The sequence below is a fragment of the Micromonospora fluostatini genome (assembly GCF_050410825.1).
Taxonomy (GTDB): Bacteria; Actinomycetota; Actinomycetes; order Mycobacteriales; family Micromonosporaceae; genus Micromonospora; species Micromonospora rosaria.
In genome coordinates, this window is the sequence record NZ_CP191251.1 from 5,506,145 (window position 1) to 5,523,481 (window position 17,337).

Annotated in this window: 19 protein-coding genes and 1 pseudogene; 11 read left to right on the forward strand and 9 right to left on the reverse strand. The window is 71.7% G+C overall.

The window, feature by feature from the left end:
- The first annotated feature begins 207 nt into the window (after positions 1-207).
- On the forward strand, positions 208-741 hold the full coding sequence (locus tag ACQUFX_RS24350; RefSeq protein ID WP_428962601.1) for a hypothetical protein: 534 nt from the start codon (positions 208-210) through the stop codon (positions 739-741).
- 309 nt (positions 742-1,050) lie between these two features.
- On the opposite strand, the pseudogene ACQUFX_RS24355 reads toward ACQUFX_RS24350, so the two are convergent.
- Positions 1,051-1,228, reverse strand: a pseudogene (locus ACQUFX_RS24355) (site-specific integrase); the annotation flags it as partial.
- A gap of 297 nt (positions 1,229-1,525) precedes the next feature.
- Between ACQUFX_RS24355 and ACQUFX_RS24360 the strand changes: the two are divergent.
- From ACQUFX_RS24360 to ACQUFX_RS24375, 4 genes are all read left to right on the forward strand, one after another.
- Positions 1,526-1,810 carry a type II toxin-antitoxin system Phd/YefM family antitoxin gene (locus ACQUFX_RS24360; protein ID WP_077938803.1) on the forward strand — a complete coding sequence of 95 codons (285 nt, stop codon included), beginning with the start codon at positions 1,526-1,528 and terminating at the stop codon, positions 1,808-1,810.
- Positions 1,810-2,124, forward strand: coding sequence for a type II toxin-antitoxin system RelE family toxin (locus ACQUFX_RS24365; RefSeq protein WP_428967063.1), 315 nt, complete (start codon positions 1,810-1,812; stop codon positions 2,122-2,124). Before ACQUFX_RS24360 ends, ACQUFX_RS24365 begins: the two co-directional genes overlap by 1 nt.
- Positions 2,125-2,272: 148 nt before the next feature.
- The gene (locus ACQUFX_RS24370; protein ID WP_428962602.1) at positions 2,273-2,761 is read left to right on the forward strand and encodes a winged helix-turn-helix domain-containing protein; all 489 of its coding nucleotides are present in this window, start codon (positions 2,273-2,275) and stop codon (positions 2,759-2,761) included.
- Positions 2,740-3,345, forward strand: a complete 606-nt coding sequence (locus ACQUFX_RS24375; protein WP_428967064.1) for an IS630 family transposase — start codon at positions 2,740-2,742, stop codon at positions 3,343-3,345. Before ACQUFX_RS24370 ends, ACQUFX_RS24375 begins: the two co-directional genes overlap by 22 nt.
- Before the next feature lie 232 nt (positions 3,346-3,577).
- On the opposite strand, the gene ACQUFX_RS24380 is transcribed toward ACQUFX_RS24375, so the two are convergent.
- A complete protein-coding gene (locus tag ACQUFX_RS24380) occupies positions 3,578-3,868 on the reverse strand; it encodes a type II toxin-antitoxin system Phd/YefM family antitoxin (protein ID WP_428962603.1) in 291 nt (96 codons plus the stop codon).
- A gap of 177 nt (positions 3,869-4,045) precedes the next feature.
- Here ACQUFX_RS24380 and ACQUFX_RS24385 point away from each other — a divergent pair, with 177 nt between their 5' ends.
- On the forward strand, positions 4,046-4,411 hold the full coding sequence (locus ACQUFX_RS24385; RefSeq protein WP_428962604.1) for a hypothetical protein: 366 nt from the start codon (positions 4,046-4,048) through the stop codon (positions 4,409-4,411).
- Between the two features lie 61 nt (positions 4,412-4,472).
- Here ACQUFX_RS24385 and ACQUFX_RS24390 read toward each other — a convergent pair whose 3' ends face one another.
- From ACQUFX_RS24390 to ACQUFX_RS24410, 5 genes are read right to left on the reverse strand one after another with little or no spacing between them, the layout of a single operon-like run.
- A complete protein-coding gene (locus ACQUFX_RS24390) occupies positions 4,473-5,462 on the reverse strand; it encodes a zinc-dependent alcohol dehydrogenase family protein (protein ID WP_428962605.1) in 990 nt (329 codons plus the stop codon).
- Positions 5,459-6,313: a carbohydrate ABC transporter permease gene (locus ACQUFX_RS24395; RefSeq protein ID WP_428962606.1), complete on the reverse strand. Its 855-nt coding sequence runs from the start codon at positions 6,311-6,313 to the stop codon at positions 5,459-5,461. The genes ACQUFX_RS24390 and ACQUFX_RS24395 overlap by 4 nt, the downstream gene beginning before the upstream one ends.
- Positions 6,310-7,242, reverse strand: coding sequence for a carbohydrate ABC transporter permease (locus tag ACQUFX_RS24400; protein WP_428962607.1), 933 nt, complete (start codon positions 7,240-7,242; stop codon positions 6,310-6,312). Before ACQUFX_RS24400 ends, ACQUFX_RS24395 begins: the two co-directional genes overlap by 4 nt.
- 57 nt (positions 7,243-7,299) lie before the next feature.
- Positions 7,300-8,667, reverse strand: a complete 1,368-nt coding sequence (locus ACQUFX_RS24405; protein WP_428962608.1) for an ABC transporter substrate-binding protein — start codon at positions 8,665-8,667, stop codon at positions 7,300-7,302.
- 53 nt (positions 8,668-8,720) lie between these two features.
- Positions 8,721-9,482, reverse strand: a complete 762-nt coding sequence (locus ACQUFX_RS24410; RefSeq protein ID WP_428962609.1) for a DeoR/GlpR family DNA-binding transcription regulator — start codon at positions 9,480-9,482, stop codon at positions 8,721-8,723.
- A gap of 375 nt (positions 9,483-9,857) precedes the next feature.
- On the opposite strand from ACQUFX_RS24410, the gene ACQUFX_RS24415 reads away from it, so the two are divergent.
- Positions 9,858-10,664 (forward strand): hypothetical protein, encoded by an 807-nt coding sequence (locus ACQUFX_RS24415; RefSeq protein WP_428962610.1) that lies wholly within the window; start codon positions 9,858-9,860, stop codon positions 10,662-10,664.
- Between the two features lie 58 nt (positions 10,665-10,722).
- Entirely contained in the window at positions 10,723-11,199 is a 477-nt protein-coding gene (locus ACQUFX_RS24420; protein ID WP_428962611.1) for a hypothetical protein, read from the forward strand.
- A gap of 69 nt (positions 11,200-11,268) precedes the next feature.
- Here ACQUFX_RS24420 and ACQUFX_RS24425 read toward each other — a convergent pair whose 3' ends face one another.
- Entirely contained in the window at positions 11,269-13,659 is a 2,391-nt protein-coding gene (locus ACQUFX_RS24425; RefSeq protein WP_428962612.1) for a glycoside hydrolase family 65 protein, read from the reverse strand.
- Between the two features lie 186 nt (positions 13,660-13,845).
- On the opposite strand from ACQUFX_RS24425, the gene ACQUFX_RS24430 reads away from it, so the two are divergent.
- Entirely contained in the window at positions 13,846-14,472 is a 627-nt protein-coding gene (locus tag ACQUFX_RS24430; protein ID WP_428962613.1) for a phosphatase PAP2 family protein, read from the forward strand.
- 82 nt (positions 14,473-14,554) lie between these two features.
- Here the strand turns inward: ACQUFX_RS24430 and ACQUFX_RS24435 are convergent, their stop codons facing one another.
- The gene (locus tag ACQUFX_RS24435) at positions 14,555-15,313 is read right to left on the reverse strand and encodes a prepilin peptidase (protein WP_428962614.1); all 759 of its coding nucleotides are present in this window, start codon (positions 15,311-15,313) and stop codon (positions 14,555-14,557) included.
- 480 nt (positions 15,314-15,793) lie between these two features.
- Here ACQUFX_RS24435 and ACQUFX_RS24440 point away from each other — a divergent pair, with 480 nt between their 5' ends.
- Positions 15,794-16,363, forward strand: a complete 570-nt coding sequence (locus tag ACQUFX_RS24440) for a hypothetical protein (protein ID WP_428962615.1) — start codon at positions 15,794-15,796, stop codon at positions 16,361-16,363.
- A complete protein-coding gene (locus tag ACQUFX_RS24445) occupies positions 16,357-17,316 on the forward strand; it encodes a hypothetical protein (RefSeq protein ID WP_428962616.1) in 960 nt (319 codons plus the stop codon). The genes ACQUFX_RS24440 and ACQUFX_RS24445 overlap by 7 nt, the downstream gene beginning before the upstream one ends.
- Positions 17,317-17,337: the final 21 nt, after the last annotated feature.

Consider the following 17,337-nt stretch of genomic DNA (forward strand, 5'->3'; position numbering starts at 1 on the left):
GTCAGATCAGAACCGGCACCTGGGAGGGGGAGGTGTCCGCTGGTGGCTGGGCCCGTCGACCGGGGGCCGGCTCCCTGGCCGGTCTGGGTCAGGTCAAGAGCGCCGCTGTGGCGGTGTCCGCCGGGGGCCGGGCCGTAACACGAAAGCCGAGTCCGACCCCTGGCACCCTCAGGTCAACCGGAAGGACTGTCGATCTATCGTGCCCGGATGACCTTGGGGGAGGCCGCACAGTCGATCCGTCCGCGCCGACGTTGGCCGATGGTGGCCGCCGCAGCGTGCGCCGTTCTGGCGACCCTGGCAGCCGTGGTGGTGTGTCGGGTCCAGGCGCACGCGGAACGAGGAGAGCCGGCCCCCGAGGCGGCAGCGACCGTGTGGATGCTCCAGCTCAGCGCCGGGGAACGCCTCGGGGTGTCACGGGTGCTGGCCCCTGATCGGCACGACGAGCTGCGCCAGCAGTGGCAGGAGTACCGAACTGCGATGGAGAGCACCGGACGGCCGCCCTTCAAGCTGGAAACGGTCGGCCGCCTGGTCGTCGACGACCGTGCCGAGGATCGCGCCCTGGTCGTGGCGCAGGTACGGGGAATCTGGTGGGACGGACCCACCGTCATGGCCGGCACGGCTCACCCATGGCGGTGGGAGACGCGACGAGACGCGGGCGGATGGCGTGTCTGGTCGACCGAGCTGCCGCCATGGTGCGGCACCCATGTCCGGGCCGAACTCTGCGAGGAGCGACCCCGGTAGTAGGGCCGGCCCACCAAGATCATCGGGCACAGATCCGGCACAACTGAGCCCGAAAACCCCTGTAAAACGCCGGAAGTCGATGAGGGTTCCCGACCTGGTCCGAGGCCGGATCTGCCCGAATGCGGATGATCTAGCGGCAGCGTTCTGCACTTAGGGTTCGAGTCCCTGGCGGCCCACTCTCTCCTCCAGGTCAACGGCCCTTCCTCCGGCCGTCCGTCCGAGCCCTGATCCCGGCTCGCACAGCAGTTAGGTACAGCAGCGCGGCAACCCCGCTGGCCTGCTTCGGAAGGCTCCGCCCCCGAAACCTGCTCATCCGTCCAGGGTTCGGCCGAGGCGCTTGAGTGCCTGGCGGGTGGCCGCCGAGGAAACCACCGTGTAGATCGATCTTCATGGTGATGGCGAACTGGGCGTGCCGGAGGATCTGCATCGCCACCCGGGGATACACGTCCGGGTGGGCCAGAAGCGAGGCCCAGGTTCGCCGGGCATCCGAGCTGATGCCGCCGACCGGTGCGGCGTCTAAAAGATCGAGCAGCAACAACCGAGGTGGCCTCCGCAGGCCCTGCTCGTAAGGAGGTGACACCCTACGACGCATCGGCCGACGATCGTGCCCAACTCGGCTTGGCTGGAACCGTGCTCGTGCCGGAACCAAGCCATGAACGCACCGACGCTCGGCCGCGGCGGTGCCAAGATCGGTGAACCTGGGCGACAAGGGGTAACGGAGCGAGGCCGGACAGCCACGGTCCTCGGATGGCCACAATTACGACCGGTCGCTAAAATGGTCGACATGGAGACCATTCCGATCACGGAAGCCAAGGCCCGGATCGCCGAGCTCGCCGACCGGGTCGCCCGGGAGCATGACCACTTCACGATCACCCGCAACGGCCGGGCCGACGTGATGCTGATCTCGGTGGCCGAGTACGAGTCGATGCGGGAAACGCTCGACCTGCTGTCCGACGACGAGACCCTCGCAGACCTGCGCCAGTCGCGGGAGGATTTCGCAGCCGGCGACACGTTCTCGGTGGACGAGGTTCGTGCCGAGTTGGAGCGGCGCCGAAGCAGAGCGGCGTGATGCCTCCAGGGGGCAAGCGGTTTGACGACCGCACCGAGGAACCGCTCAGCCCGTACACGGTGATGTTCTCCCGGCAGGCTCGCCGCAACCTGCACGAGGACCTGCCGCTGGAGGTGGCGATCGCTGCGACGGAAACCATCCAGCGTGCGATCGCGATCAACCCGTACCGGGTGGGCAAGCCTCTCGACGAACCCTTCGACGGCTTCCACTCCGCCCGGCGCGGCACCTACCGGATCGTCTACCGGATCAACGAGGCGAAACGAGTCGTGGAGATCCACTCGATCCGCCACCGACGCGACGCCTACCGCTGGTAGGTCACCTACCAGGTCGGGTCAGGTCCGGCATGCCGCAGCCGGGGCCACGACGGCATGACACCCCTTAGCTGTGCTACAGAGATTGAAAGGTTGATGTCTGTCGGCGTGGCGGCGTGATGTGGGTCGGTGGGTTCGGTAGGCCGGGGTGATGAGGTATCCGACTGGTGGTGGGTTGAACGCGGCGGCCAGGGCTCGGCGTGAGGCGGTCCGGGAGCGGGCCGCGGTCATGTTCAAGGAGTCCAAAACGACTACACAGATCGCTTCTGAGCTGCGGGTTTCGGAGAAGTCGGTGCGGCAGTGGCGGCGTCGGTGGGCTGCTGGTGGGACGGCGGCTCTGGCGTCGTCGGGGCCTGGCGGCTCGGACTGCAAACTCGACGGTGGGCAGCGTAAACAGTTGGCTGTCGTGCTGGATGAAGGCCCGGTCGCTCAGGGCTGGGCCGATGCCCGCTGGACCCTGGCTCGGGTTGCTGAGGTGATCGAGCGGCGGTTCGGCGTCGGGTACACGTTGCGCGGGGTGTCGTATCTGCTGCACCGGATGGGCTACAGCCTGCAGGTTCCCGCCCGGCGTGCGGTTGAGCGGGACCCGGAGGCGATCGCGGGTTGGCAGCGCAGGCGGTGGCCGGCGGTAAAAGGTTAGCGGCGGCGCGGGGCGCCTGGATCTGCTTCCAGGACGAGGCGGGTCAGACCCTGCGACCGCCGAAGAGCAGGACCTGGGCACGTCGAGGGCGCACGCCGGTGGTCACGGTGTCGGGCAAGGGCTCCGGCCGAGTCTCGATCGCCGGGCTGGTCTGCCTCAGGCCGGGTGAACGAGGGCGGCTGATGTGGCGCACCCGGCCGCACCGCGGTCGTGCCGGGGAACGGGGCAGTTTCAGCGAGGACGACCACATCGCGTTCCTGGACCAGGCCCACCACCGACTGGACGCGCCGATCGTGCTGGTCTGGGACAACCTCAACACCCACGTCAGCGTGCGGATGCGCACCCTGATCGCCGCCCGGGACTGGCTGACCGTGGTGCGGCTGCCGGCCTACGCACCCGATCTCAACCCGACCGAGGGCGTCTGGGCCTGGATGAAACGCGGCATCACCAACATCGCCGTCCACGGCGTCGACCACCTCGCCCACCTGGTCAGGCAACGGCTACGCGCCTGCCAGAACCAGACCGACCTCATCGCCGGCTTCCTCGCCCAGACCGGCATGACCCTCGACCCCGAACCACCCTGACAACACAGACCTCGAACTTTCAACCTCTGTAGCAGCGCTGCGAACCGCGCCAATTCAGTGGCAGGGGGTCGCCGTCGATGGTGGCGGTGTGGTTCATGGCGGTGCCTCCGGCCCACTCCTGACGCACATCTCCGCAGAAGCGCCCGCGCGGCGAGTCCGCAGGCCAGCGCGATACCACGACCCCGTTGCCGGACGGCGACGGTTTGCCGTCCGAAGGCCGCCGGCACTCCGATCAAGGCTTGCGGGGCGGGCGTTCCTCATCCCGCAGCACGGCAAGGGATGCGGCCACGTCCACATCCTCGGCACCGAGCTTCGGGGGAAGCGGGACAGGCCCGCCGCCGGTTGGGGCGACAGCCCGCCCGGTGGCTACCAGCCTGGCCAGCGTCGACTTGTCGTCACCTACCGGCACGAGTCGGGCGATTGGGTGCCCACGATCGGTGATCTCCAGGGTTTCCCCGCCACTCACCCGCGCCAGCACCTGGCTCGTGCTCTGGTTCAACTCCCGAACACCGATCTGTTCCATAACACGATTGTCGGACAGCATGTTCTCCGCATCCCACCACTCGCGTCGTCCGGGCTCTTGTCCAGCGGGTCCACGGACCTTGTCCACGGTTCGATGGCTGCTGAGCTACCGCCTCGAGCGACGATCCCGGCCGGTACGGGGCAGCGCGGCGGGGGCCCGAACCGTAGCGTCCTCGTCATGTCCGGAAGCGACGTCGGCACGCCGTCCCGCCCCGGTCGCCTGGACCGGCGTCGGGATCTCGCTGGTTGGCTGGTGACACCACTGGCCACGCTCGTGGCGGCGCCCGTGCTGGTCTGCGTCGCCGCGATGGTGTCGACGATGATGGGCAACTTCGACCGGCCACCACGGCTCTGCGACACCGGGCTGGAGAACCGCTGCGAGGAGATCACCCTCGGGATGCTGGCGGGGCACGTGGTGGCCTTCGCCGCAGGGTGGCTCCTGCTCTGGGCGGTGCCGTGGTGGCGTGGCCTGCGCACGGTACGGATCGTGCTGGCCGTGGTCGCCTGTGTCGTCCTGGCCGCCGCGCCGATGCGGATGGGCTGAGGCGCGCCGCTGCGGAGGGTGCGGTGTGCCGTCCGCCGGACCACGCGGACGGCACACCTGTTCAGGAGGCGATCTGGATCTTGCGGCCGACGCCCGCCCGGAACTGGGCCATCGCCTCGGCGTACCGGTCCAGGGGGAGGCGGTGGCTGATGAAGACAGCCGGGTCCAGGACGCCGGCCGCGAACAACTCGCCGGCCCGCTCGAAGCTGTGCAGCACCGCCATCGAGCCGGTCACGGTGATCTCCTGGTTGTAGACCCGGTACGGCTCGACGGTGGCCCGGGTCCTGTACTCCGCGACGCCGAACTGGAGGAACGTGCCGGCCGGAGCGACCCGGCGCAGACCGTCGTCGATGGCCGCCCGCACCCCCGTACAGTCGATCACCACGTCCCAGCCGCGCGGCCGGGTCAGCTCGTCGGCGCTGGCGGCGTGGGCCGAGCAGCCCAGTTTCACCGCCGTGGCCAGCCGGTCCGGGTTGGGGTCCAGCACGCTGACGCTCGCCGCGCCGCAGCGCTTGGCCAACTCCAGCATCATCAGGCCCATGGTGCCGGCACCGTAGATCAGGTAGTGGTCGGCGAGCCGTCGGGGCAGCACGTCGAAGCCGCGTACGGCGCAGGAGAGCGGCTCGATCAGCGCGGCGTCGGCCGGGGCGACCCCCTCGGGAAGGGTGACGCAGTTGCGGACCGGGGCGACCGCGTACTCGGCGGCCCCGCCGGGGACGGTGACCCCGATGGCGTTCCACCGTTCGCAGAGGTTGCCCCGACCGCGCCGGCACTGGTAGCACTCCTGGCAGTGCAGGGACGGGTCGACGGCGACCGGGTCGCCGACCCGGACCTCGGTGACGTCCTGCCCGACGGCGACGACCGTGCCGGCGAACTCGTGCCCCGGCACGATCGGGTACGCGGGCGCGAACTCGCCGTCCATGATGTGCAGGTCGGTGCCGCAGATCCCGCACCCGGCCACCTCGACGACCACGTCACGGGGGCCGGGGGTGGGGTCCGGCACGGACTCGACGCTGATCTGTCCCGGCGTGACGATGACTGCTGCCTTCACTTGACCGCCCCCATGGAGAGTCCTCGGACGAGTTGTTTCTGGGCGATCCAGCCGGCCAGCACGACCGGCAGCGACACGATGGTGGCCGCCGCGCAGAGCCGGGCGAGGAACAGCCCTTCGGAGGTGACGAAGCCGACCAGGAAGATCGGCGCGGTGCCGGCCCGGGTGGCGGTCAGATTGACCGCGAAGAAGAACTCGTTCCAACTGAAGATGAAGCAGATCAGCGCGGTGGCGGCCAGGCCGGGCGCGACGATCGGCAGCAGGATCCGCCGGATCGTGACCAGCAGGCTGGCGCCGTCCATCGCCGCCGCCTCGATCAGCGCCGTCGGCACCTCCAGCAGGAACGAGCGCATCATCCACACCGCGAGCGGCAGGTTCATGGCCGTGTAGAGCACGACCATGGTCCAGATGTTGTCCAGCATGCCGACCTGCTTGACCAGCAGGTAGATCGGCAGCAGCGCGGCGACCACCGGCAGCATCTTCGTGCTGATGAAGAAGAACAGCACGTCGCGCCAGCGTTCGACCGGCCGGATCGACAGCGCGTACGCCGCCGGGGTGGCCAGCACCAGCACCAGGAGGGTGGAGACCACGCTGGCGGTCATCGAGTTGAGCAGGTACGGCAGCAGGTCCCGGTCGAAGACCTGCCGGTAGCCGTCGAGGGCCGGGCTGAAGAACCAGGACGGCGGGTTGCTGGCGGCGTCCACCTCCCGCTTGAACCCGGTCAGCACCATCCACAGCACCGGCAGGAAGAACAGCAGCCCGGCGAGCCAGGCCAGCACGGTCCAGAGCGCCCCGGCCGCGTCCGTGCCGCGCCGCTTCGAGCCGACGGTACGAAGGCGTGAGGTGGTCATCGCGGGTCCTCCATCCGGAACAGGCTGGAGAGCACCCGCAGCGCGAGGGTGGCGACGACGATGGTGCCGATCACCGCCACGACGCCGGCTGCGGCGGCCTCGCCGTACTCGAACTTTCGGAAGGTGGTCAGGTAGATCTCGTACGGCAGGTTGGTGGTGGCCGAGCCGGGCCCGCCCTGGGTGATGGTGAAGACGGCGTCGAAGGTCTGCACCAGGTAGATCGAGCCGAGCAGGGCACCCAGTTCCAGGTACGGCCGCAGGTAGGGCAGGGTCACCCGGGTGAAGATCTGCCACGGGCCGGCCCCGTCGACCCGGGCCGCCTCCAGGGTCTCCAGGGACTGGCCCTGCAACCCGGCCAGGATGATCAGCATCATGAACGGGGTCCACTGCCAGACCAGCGCGGTGACCACCGAGGTCATCGGGTACGCCGAGACCCAGTCGGTGCTGCCGCCGAGGATCCCGTTGAGCAGGCCGTACGACGGGTTGTAGATGGCGTGTTTCCAGAGCAGCGCCGCCGCCATCGGCATCACCAGGAACGGGGTGATGAGCAGGGTACGGACGATGCCGCGCCCCGGGAACCGCCGGTCCAGCAGGACGGCCAGGCCGAGGCCGAGCAGCACGGAGAGGACCACCGACGAGGCGGTGAGCACCACCGTGTTGACCAGTGCGGCGCGCAGCCGGTCGTCGGTGAGCACCTGCCCGTAGTTGGCGAGCCCGGTGAACTCGCGGCTGCCGGGCCGCAGCGCGTTCCAGCTCTGCGTGGACAGGTAGAGGGTGAACAGGAACGGAAGCTGCGTCACCACGATGGCGAAGACCAGGGCGGGCAGCAGCGGGGCGCGGCGGGCCCAGCGTTGGGCCCGGTCGGGCCGGGTGGGACGGACGGTGGGGCGCGGTGCCGCGCCCGTACCGGTGGTGATGGTCGTGGTCATCGGTCCACCTCGGGGCAGGGCCGGGGCCGGCCGGTGGTGGCCGGCCCCGGCGCGCGGCTAGCGGTGTTTGCTGGCGACGTCCTCGGCCAGCCGCTGTCCGTTGGCCAGCGCCCGGTCGACGGTGACCTGACCGGCGATGGCGGCCGACACCTCCTGGGACACCTTCGTGCCGAGGTCGGCGAACTCCGGGATGCCGACGAACTGCACGCCGAGCGCGGGCCTCGGCTGCACCCCGGGGTTGACCGGGTCGGCCTCCTGGATGGACTTCAGGGTCAGGTCGGCGAAGGGCTGGGCGGACTGCCGGTACTCGGGCAGTTGGTAGGTGGACTGGCGCTTGCCGGCCGGCACCCGGGACCAGCCGAGCGAGGAGCCGATCAGCTTCTCGTACTCCTTGCCGGTCGCCCACGAGATGAACGTCCAGGCGGCGTCGGCGTTCTTGGTGGTCTTCGGCATGGCCAGCGCCCAGGTCCAGAGCCAGCCCGAGGAGTCCGTCCGGTGGATCGGCGCGTACGCGTAGCCGACCTTGCCGGCGACGGTGCTGGAGTTGGCATCCTCCAGGGTGCCGGCGGCGGAGGTGGCGTCGTACCACATGGCGGCCTTGCCCTGGCCGAACGTGTTGAGGCACTCGGTGAACCCGGCCTGCGGCGCGCCCGGCTGCCCGTGCTTACGGACCAGGTCGACGTAGAACGTCGTCGCCTCGGTGAACTCGGGCGCGTTCACCTTCGGCGTCCAGTCCTGCTCGAACCAGGTGCCGCCGAAGGTGTTGACCACGGTGGTCAACGGTGCGAACAGCTCACCCCAGCCGGGCAGGCCGCGCAGGCAGATGCCGGCGACGCCGGCCTGCTTGTCGTCGAGTTGGGCGGCGAACTGGGCCACCTGCGGCCAGGTCGGCCGCTCCGGCATGGTCAGCCCCTTGGCGGCGAAGAGGTCCTTGTTGTACATGAGGAACGACGACTCGCCGTAGAACGGCGCGGCGTAGAGCTTGTCGTCGGAGCCGGAGAGCGAGGCGACCACCGGCGCGATCAGGTCACCCTTGTCGTACCCGGTGTCCGCGTCGGCGTACGTGCTGAGTTCGTGCAGCCAGCCGTTCCCGGCCCAGATCGGGGCCTCGTACGCGCCGATCGTCGCCACGTCGTACTGCCCGCCCTGGGTGGCGACGTCCTGGGTGACCTTGTCGCGCAGTTCGTTCTCCGGCAGGATCGTGAACCGCACGGTGATGCCGGTGTCCTTGGTGAAGGTGTCGGCGGTGACCTTGGCCAGGTCCTCCATCTGCGGGTTGCCGACCATCAGGACGGTGATGGTCTTTCCCTCGCCGTCGCCGGACGAGCCGCCACCGGCTCCGGAGCAGGCGGTCGTGGCGAGTCCGACCGCGAGGGCGGCGGCGAGCGGGCCGCGCCATCGGCGGGGAGTTCGTGTTCTGGGCACAGCGAACCTCCATGGTGGTGGTGTGGTGGGTGAAGGAAGGTCGGCCGGGGCGCTCAGACGCGCAGCACCACCGGGCCGAGCAGGGAGTAGCGGTGCGCCTCGGAGGCCGGCAGCGCGGTGTCGGTGACGATGGTGTCGAGGTCCGCGACGTCGGCGAAGCGGCAGAAGCTGTTCCCGCCGAACTTGGTGTGCACCCCGGTGAAGACCACCCGCCGGGACACCGCCATCACCTGGGCCTTGACGGCCGCCACGGCGGGGTCGGGGGTGGTCAGCCCGTGCTTGCGGGAGATGCCGTTCGCCCCGACGTAGGCCAGGTCGATGACGAAGCCGGCGAGCATCCGGGTGGCCCAGTGGTCGACGGTGGCCAGCGTCCGCCCGCGGACCCGGCCGCCGAGCAGCAGCACGGTGATGCTCGGGTACGCGGCCAGCGCCGCCGCGGTGTGCAGCGAGGCGGTCACCACGGTCAGCGGACGGTGGGTGGGCAGCGCCTCGGCGATCAGTTGCGGGGTGTACCCCTCGTCGATGAAGACCGACTCGGCGTCGCCGAGGTGCTCCACGGCGGCGGTGGCGATCCGCCGCTTCTCCACGACCATCCGGGTGGCCCGGGTCTCCAGGGTCGTCTCGAAGCGGGCGGTCTCGGTCGGGTACGCGCCGCCGTGGGTCCGGCGGACGAGGCCCTGCTGCGCCAGCAGGCTCAGGTCACGGCGGATCGTCTCCGGCGCGACGCCCAGGTCGACGGCCAGCTTCCGCACGTCGACGTCACCCTGGCGGCGGGCCAGCGTCAGGATGTGGTGTCGACGCCGAACTGCGTCCACTGTGCACCTCCCGTCGGCCCGTGCGTCTTTTGTAACATCGACGACTGCGGGTGACCCCGGTCACATCCGGGGCAATCTGGTGGGTTTGGTGCCCGTCACCGGCCCCGAACGGGCAGCACAGAACGGGCAAAGGCCGCAACACTTACCAGCAGGAGCGCCCGTTCGCGGTGGATGCCTGCCCGATGTCCACCCGGCGTGCCCGGTCGGGCCTCCGGACCACGCGACGGACGGGGCAGCTCGACAGGACGCGCCACCACACCCCGCCGGTCGTCCGGACCGCCGCCCCGGCCCCGCTAGCATGAGCCGTCGCGACCTCGGCGGGCCTGCGGACCGTACGGGCTGAAACGTCGACCCCACCCGAGAGGACGACGTTTCGTGCATCCCGTGCTGCGCCGCCTGGACGACCTCGCCGCCCACCTCGCCACCCGGCCCGACGTGCTCGCCGTCCTCGGCCTCGGCTCCGCCGGGACCGCGCGCGACCGGCTCGACGAGCACTCCGACCTGGACTTCTTCGTCGTCGTCGAGGACGGTGCCGCAGCCCGGTACCGAAAGTCGACCGACTGGCTCCGGGCACCCTGCGCGGTGGCGTTCAGCTTCGCCAACGACCCCCACGGCCGCAAGGCGCTCTACGCCGACGGCATCTTCGTCGAGTACGCCGTCTTCACCGTCGCGGAGCTGGCCCGGCTGCCGCGCGTGGGAGCCCGGGTGGTCTGGCGGCGCGCCGACGTCCCCGCCGCCCTCGTCGAGCGGGGGCCGGAGCCGGGCGGGCCGCCGTACGACACGGTCGGGTTCCACCTCAACGAGGCGTTGACCAACCTCTACGTCGGCCTGCACCGGGAACTGCGCGGCGAGCGGCTGAGCGCCACCCGGTTCATCCAGTCGTACGCCGTGGACCGGGTGCTCGCGCTGCTCGACCTGACCGGTCCCGGCGGGGTACGGGCCGGCCGTGACCCGTTCGACCCGAGCCGGCGGGCGGAGCGGGCGTACCCCCCGGAGGTGGTGCCGCTGGCGGCGATGGTGCCCGGCTACCGGCACAACCGGGCGGCGGCCGGGACGGTGCTGGCCTGGCTGGCGGCCCGGTTCCCGGTGGACCCGGCCCTCGGGGCCGCGATCCGCCGGCTGCTCGACGACCCGTCGCCGGAATCCCCGGAGGGGACACCCGCCGACCTGCCCTGTCGTTGATCCGGTTGCGCCCGTGAGGCGGCGGGCCGACCGTGACGACGAGCAGAGGAGGTACGCCGTGACCGGTACCCGCAGGACGGTGGAGGTGGACCCGGTCCTCTTCCGCGCCGTGTACGACTCGCCCGCCAGCCTGCCCGGCCGGCACCGCTGGCAGACCTGCGAGTCCGACGTACGCCGGATCGAGAAGCAGCTCGGCATGCCGCCGCGCACCATCGGCGCCCCGCTCTGGGTCAGCGGCGACGAGCCGGACTGCCCGAAGTGCGGCCGGCGGGTCAACTGGCTCGACATCGTCTCGTCGGCGCTGGCCGGGGTGCACGACCGGATGATGATCGCCACGGTGATCCTCGGCGAGCGTCGGTACGTCAACACCGAGGTGCCGGACGCGATCCCGGGCGTGCACTGCGTCGACTGCCGTACCCCGATCCTCGGGCTGCGCAGCTTCAAGTGCCACAACTGGGCGTACGCCTTCGAGGCGCTGGACGAGGTACGCGCCCGGATGACCGGCCTGCCCGCCCCGGCCGTCCCCGCCGACTAGCCGGCATACGGAAGCCGGTGTTAAGAAGGGGCCCCTGCTCTACTGGAAGCGTTAACAGGGGGCCCTTCCTTACCGGCGGGCGGGGCGGCGGCCGGGTGGGGCGGTCGGCTCGGGGCCGGGGTCGGGCACGGCGGGCAGCGGACGGGCGACCGGCTCGGCGGGGGTGACCCGCAGGCGTTCCCCGCAGTGGTCGATCTCCACCACGGCGTCGGGGTCGGCGTCGGGCAGGTCGTAGCGGGCCCCGTCGGGGGTGAGGGTGACCCGGAGCCGGTGCCCGTACCAGCGCAGGCTGAAGGCGAGCCGGGTGATCCGGGCGGGCAGCCGGGGGGCGAAGGCGAGGACGCCCCGGTCGTCGCGCATCCCGCCGAAGCCCTGCACCACGGCCAGCCAGGCGCCCGCCAGCGAGGCCAGGTGCAGCCCGTCGCCGGTCTTGTCGCCCAGGTCGGCGAGGTCCTGCAGGACCGTCTCGGCGAAGTAGTCGTAGGCCAGGTCGAGGTGGCCCAGTTCGGCGGCGAGCACCGCCTGCGCGGAGGCGGAGAGGGAGGAGTCGCGGACGGTCCGCGCCTCGTAGTAGGCGAAGTTGCGGGCCTTCTCCTCGGCGGTGAAGTCGCCGGGGAAGCGTTGCATGGCCAGCACCAGGTCGGCCTGCTTCACCACCTGCCTGCGGTACAGCTCCAGGTACGGGAAGTGCAGCAGCAGCGGGTAGTCGTCCTCGCCGGTGCCGGCGAAGTCCCACTCCGGCAGCTCGGTGAAGCCGGCCGACTGCTGGTGCACCCCGCGCTCGCGGTCGTACGGGACGGCCATCGCGTCGGCGGCGGACCGCCAGCCGGCGATCTCCTCCGGCGTCACGCCGAGCCGGGCCGCCACGTCGGGGTAGCGCTGCGCCGCGTCGGCCGCGCCCCGCAGGTTCCGCCGGGCCATCAGGTTGGTGAAGACGTTGTCGTCGACCAGGGCGGTGTACTCGTCCGGGCCGGTCACCCCGGCCAGGTGGAAGGTGCCGTCGGCGCAGCGGTGCCCGAAGCCGTGCCAGAGCCGTGCGGTCTCGACCAGCATCTCCAGCCCCGCCCCGGCGAGGAACTCCTGGTCGTCGGTGGCGGCGACGTACCGCAGCACCGCGTCGGCGACGTCGGCGTTGACGTGCATCCCGGCGGTCCCGGCCGGCCAGTAGCCGGAGCACTCCCGGCCGCCGATGGTCCGCCACGGGAAGGTGGCCCCGGTGAGCCGCAGTTCGGCGGCGCGCTCCCGGGCCTCGGGCAGGTGCGTGTGCCGCCAGCGCAGCGCCGAGCGGACCATCGCCGGCGCCAGGTAGGTGAGCACCGGCAGCACGTACCCCTCGGTGTCCCAGAGCACGTGCCCGTCGTAGCCGTTGCCGGTCAGCCCCTTCGCGGGGATGGTCCGGTCGACGTCCGGGCGGCCGGCCTGGAGCAGGTGGAACACCGCGAACCGGACGGCCTGCTGGAGTTCCGGGTCGCCGTCGAGCAGCACGTCGGCGGTCTGCCAGGCGACGTCCAGCGCGGCCCGCTGGTCGGCGAGGAGTCCGTCGAACCCCTCCGCGCGGGCCGCCTGTGCCGCCTCGGCGACGAGGTCGGCCAGTTCCGGCGCGGGGGTGCCGTCCACCGACGTCCAGTCGTACGCGGCGAACCTGGTCACCCGGACCCGCTCGCCGGGGTGCAGCGTGCCGGTGACCGCGACCCGCAGCCGGTCGGGGGTGAGGTCGGTGTCGGTGGCGAACAGGTCCGGGGCGTCGACCTGGTGGGTCACCGCGACGGCGACCCGCTGCCGGCTGTGCTCGGTGCGGTGCACCAGCACCCCGTCGGTGCCGACGCCCCGCCGGTACTCGGCGGTCAGCGGGTCACTGATCACCGAGGCGGCCCGGGGGTCGTCGGAGCGTTCCGGCACCCGCTCGTTGGCCTGGAGGTCGGCGCAGATCCGCAGCTCGACCGGCCCGTCCAGGGGTTCCACCTCGTACCGGACGGCGGCGATCGGGTGCCGGGAGAGCGAGACGAGCCGGGTGCTGCGGATCCGCACCCCGTGACCGGCCGGTGAGACCCACTCGGTGTGCCGTTCGACCACGCCGCCCCGCAGGTCCAGCACCCGTTCGTGGTGGCGCAGCGTGCCGGTGCGGACGTCGAGCTGCTCGTCGCCGACCCAGAGCCGGACCAGGGCGGCGTTCGGCACGCTGATCACGGTGTCGCTGCGCTGCGGGAAGGCGTACCCGTCCTCGGGGTAGTCGAGTTTCCGCTGCTCGTGGAAGCCGCTGAGGTAGGTGCCCGGCATCCCGTACGGCTCGCCCTCGTCGAGGGTGCCGCGCCAGCCGATCCACCCGTTGCTCAGGGCGAAGATCGACTCGGTCTCGGCGAGCCGGTTCAGGTCCGCCTCGGTCCGCCGGATCCGCCAGGCCGGATCGTCCGCCGCCCCGGACCGGACCGGCTGCCCCTCGACGGTGGGGATGGTGTGCACGTCGCCTCCCAGGCCTCGAACCCTCACCGACCAGACAACCAGAGCCCGGCTGAGAGGGCACTGAGACGAAAGTCGTGGTTTGGGATTCACCAATGAACAGTGCGGTGAACGGTGCTGGTTTCCTACGGTGCTTACTGGTAAACGAAGGATGAACGATTGGTGAGGTGGGGCATGCTTCAGGCCGGCATGACGGATGTTCCGGAGATCAGCGACGAGTGGTACCGGCACGTCGTCGAGTTCGCGGACGCCAATCCCCCACCGGTGCAGTGGTTCATGGGTCACTTCACCGAGGCGTCGATCATCCTGCTCGGCCTGCTCTGGCTCCTCGCCGCCTGGCGCCGGCTGGGCGGCGGCCCCCGGGACCGGGCCCTCGTCCTGGTCACACCGGTCCTGGTGGTCCTCGCCTACGGGGGCAGCGAGGGGCTGAAGGTCCTGGCGGACCAGGACCGCCCCTGCCGGCTCCTCACCGACCTCGCCATCGTCGCCGACCACTGCCCACCGACGGGCGACTGGTCGTTCCCGAGCAACCACTCGACGATCGCCGGGGCGCTGGCCGCCGCCACCCTGCTGCTGCACCGCCGCCTCGGGTGGTACGCGGTGCCGCTGGCGGCGCTGGCCGCCTTCTCCCGGGTCTACGTCGGCGTGCACTACCCGCACGACGTCGTCGCCGGTGTCCTGCTCGGCGCGGTGGTCGTCACGGCGTTCACCCCGCTGCTCACCATCCCCGTCGCCGACGTCCTGCGCCGCCGTACCCGCCGCACCGAACAACCGGTCCCCACCCGCACCGACCCCGCCCGCCCCTCGGGGCGTTGATCAAGGGCCTTCCGTCACCGGCGTCCCGCGACCCCCTTGGTCGACACCGGTCCCCCGGCGGGGGTGCGGGCGGGGCAGGGGGTCAGGAGGCGAGCAGGAGGGCGGCGGGGGTGGCGAGGAGGAGGAAGGGGCCGAAGGGGAGGTGGCTGGTCCAGCGGACCCGGCGGGCCGCCAGCAGGGCGAGGCTGACCAGGGCGGAGAGACCGAACGCCAACAGCAGCCCGGTGACCAGGGTCGACCAGCCGGACCAGCCGAGCAGCAGGCCGACGCCGAGCGCCAGTTTGGCGTCCCCGAGACCGAACCCGCGCCGGCCGAGCAGCAGGGTGGTGGCCGCGAAGAACAGGCCCAGCCCGAGGCCGGCGGCGGTGGCCCGGAGCCAGGGCGTCGCCCCCGCGCCGGTCAGCGCGGCGAGCCCGAGCAGCGCCCAGGCGCCGGCCGCCGCCGGCCAGGTGAGCCGGTCGGGCAGCCGGTGCACGGCCAGGTCGACCAGGGCCGCCGGCAGCACCCACCCGAGCCACCAGAGCAGGGCCGCCACCACCGGCGGCGCGCCGCCGACCAGCACCGCCACGACGAGCGCCGCGACCAGGGCGACCTCCACCGTGCCGGGGGCCGCCCCGACCCGCGCCCCGCAGTCGCCGCAGCGCGCCGCCGGCCCCAGCGCCGGCCAGGGCCGGCCCAGGTCGATCGGGGCGCCGCAGGCGTCACAGCCGGTCCGCCAGCCCACGTCCGGCGGTACGGCGTGCCGCGCCACCGCCAGCCGGAGCAGGGGTACCACGGCGAGGCCGGCCAGCAGCCGTACGCCGAGGGGGCCGGTCGGGGTACGGGGCCGGGTCAGCGCCATGTGGACCGCGTCGATCGGGCGGCCGGAGCCGGACCTGCCGGCACGGACAGTAGTGGCACCCGGGCTGGATTGTCGCGCATGGCGCGAGAAGCGACCTCCCGCCGGCTGCCCCCGCCCGCCGATTTCCGGGCCGGCCGGGGCGCTTTTCGGCGTACCTGAGGCGGGCTCGGCATCATCGACGCCCATGCCGCCGTTCGCATCCGGAGCCACCGCCATTCATCACTGAGCGTATTCAGATGAATTGCCTCTGTTGTATCGGGGGGCGTCAGCTTATGCTCGCCACCTGGGTACGACGCAACCCCGCAGCACCTCGGCACCGAGGCCGAGCAGGACAAACACCCCGGCAATTCGCAAGATCCGTACAGGTAAATGCGGAAGCAGACGCATCGGAACCGAATGTCAGGATCCGGGCGCGTTTCCGACCGCCCGGAGGCCGCCGGCGACCCCGGCCACCCGGGTCGCATCGAGGAGGCACCCGCGTTGCGCGCACGGCAGTTCAGGCGACGGAGCGCCGGCCTGGTCGTGATCGTGGCGGTCGGCGCCACCGTCGGTTGCGGCGGCGCGGCCCCGGAGGTCGCCGACGCGCCGCCACCGGCGCGACCCTCCGCCACCGCCACCGTCTCCGCCGCGGACGAGGAGGCGGCCCGCGAGGCGGCGCTCGCCGCCTACGCCGGTTATCTCGACGCCACCCGCGCGGCGAGCCGGGAAAGTGATCCACGACATCCGGAGCTGACCAGATATCTGGGCGATCCGTTGCTGACCCGGGTCCGGGTGACAATTCGCCAAGCCAAGGAGAACGGCGCGATGCGTACCGGGAAACTGGTTTCCGATCCCACCGTCACCAGCGTCAGCCTGGAGACCGACCCACCCACCGTGGACATCCAGGACTGCCTGGACACCACCGGGTACCGGCTGGTCTACACGCACAACAAGAAGGTCGTCCCCGGCTCCCGTGGCAGCCGGCACCTGGCCACCGCCACCGCCACCCGCTACCCGGACGGGAAGTGGCGGATCAACGCCGGCGCCGCGCACCAGGACCAGCCGTGCTGACCCGCGCCGGCCGGGCCCGGCTGCTGGCCCGGACGCTGGGCGCGGCGGTCGCGCTGCTGCTCGCCGGCACCGTCGTGCCGGCCGCACCCGGCGAGCCGGCCGCGGCGGCCGGCCGGGCCGACCCGGGCGCGGAGTGCCCGCCCGGCCAGGACGACTGCAACGTCTGGGACGACGACCCGCCCACCCCCGGCAACCCCGGCAACGGCGGCAACCCGGGCAACGGCGGCGACCCCGGCAACGGCGGTGACGGCCCGGCGGCCAAGTGCCAGTGGGAGGGCCGGGAGGTGGCCTGCTACTCCGATGACCTGGGCTGGTTCGACAACGGCACCGGGTGCTACACCAAGCTCGCCGAGCCGCAGCCCAGCGTCGTCGAGGGCCACCTCTGGTACGCCGTCACCTGCGACGGCGGTCTCGCGTCGACCCGCAACGAGTTGTACGACAGTCCGCCGCCCGGCTTCGGCGCCCCGCCCGACCCGGAGGAGCTGGCCCGTCGGGCGCTCGCCTCGATCAGCCTCCGGGCGCCCCGGATCGCGATGGCGCCCCGCCGCAGCACCGGCCCCGGGCTGGTCGGGCTGCCGGTCTGGATGTGGGCCAGCCGGGGCCCCAACTACTTCGGCCCGCTGAGCGCCTCCGCCTCCGACCGGGGGCTGACCGTCACGATCACCGCCACCGTCGACCGGATCGTCTGGGACATGGGCAACGGCGACACGGTCGAGTGCACCGGCCCCGGCACCCGGTACGACCCCGACGGCCCGTACGCCGGCCAGCGCTCGCCCGACTGCGGCTACGACGGCGGGTACTCGAAGGCCGGCACCTACCGGGTCAGCGCCACCACCTTCTGGACCGTGAGCTGGACCGCCAGCAGCGGCGGGGCGGGCGACTCCTTCCCGCTCACCCGGACCAGCGGCACGAACACGATCGAGATCGACGAACTTCAGGTGGTGACCAGGTGAGTGTGGTGACGCGCAGCGGTA

Coding starts and splice junctions, on each gene's coding strand:
- ACQUFX_RS24435 (WP_428962614.1), bottom strand. CDS start 15,313: ATGGCGCTGACCCGGCCCCGTACCCCGACCGGCCCCCTCGGCGTACGG.
- ACQUFX_RS24395 (WP_428962606.1), bottom strand. CDS start 6,313: ATGACCACCTCACGCCTTCGTACCGTCGGCTCGAAGCGGCGCGGCACG.
- ACQUFX_RS24365 (WP_428967063.1), top strand. CDS start 1,810: ATGCCTCCAGGGGGCAAGCGGTTTGACGACCGCACCGAGGAACCGCTC.
- ACQUFX_RS24350 (WP_428962601.1), top strand. CDS start 208: ATGACCTTGGGGGAGGCCGCACAGTCGATCCGTCCGCGCCGACGTTGG.
- ACQUFX_RS24400 (WP_428962607.1), bottom strand. CDS start 7,242: ATGACCACGACCATCACCACCGGTACGGGCGCGGCACCGCGCCCCACC.
- ACQUFX_RS24370 (WP_428962602.1), top strand. CDS start 2,273: ATGAGGTATCCGACTGGTGGTGGGTTGAACGCGGCGGCCAGGGCTCGG.
- ACQUFX_RS24360 (WP_077938803.1), top strand. CDS start 1,526: ATGGAGACCATTCCGATCACGGAAGCCAAGGCCCGGATCGCCGAGCTC.
- ACQUFX_RS24380 (WP_428962603.1), bottom strand. CDS start 3,868: ATGGAACAGATCGGTGTTCGGGAGTTGAACCAGAGCACGAGCCAGGTG.
- ACQUFX_RS24385 (WP_428962604.1), top strand. CDS start 4,046: ATGTCCGGAAGCGACGTCGGCACGCCGTCCCGCCCCGGTCGCCTGGAC.
- ACQUFX_RS24430 (WP_428962613.1), top strand. CDS start 13,846: ATGACGGATGTTCCGGAGATCAGCGACGAGTGGTACCGGCACGTCGTC.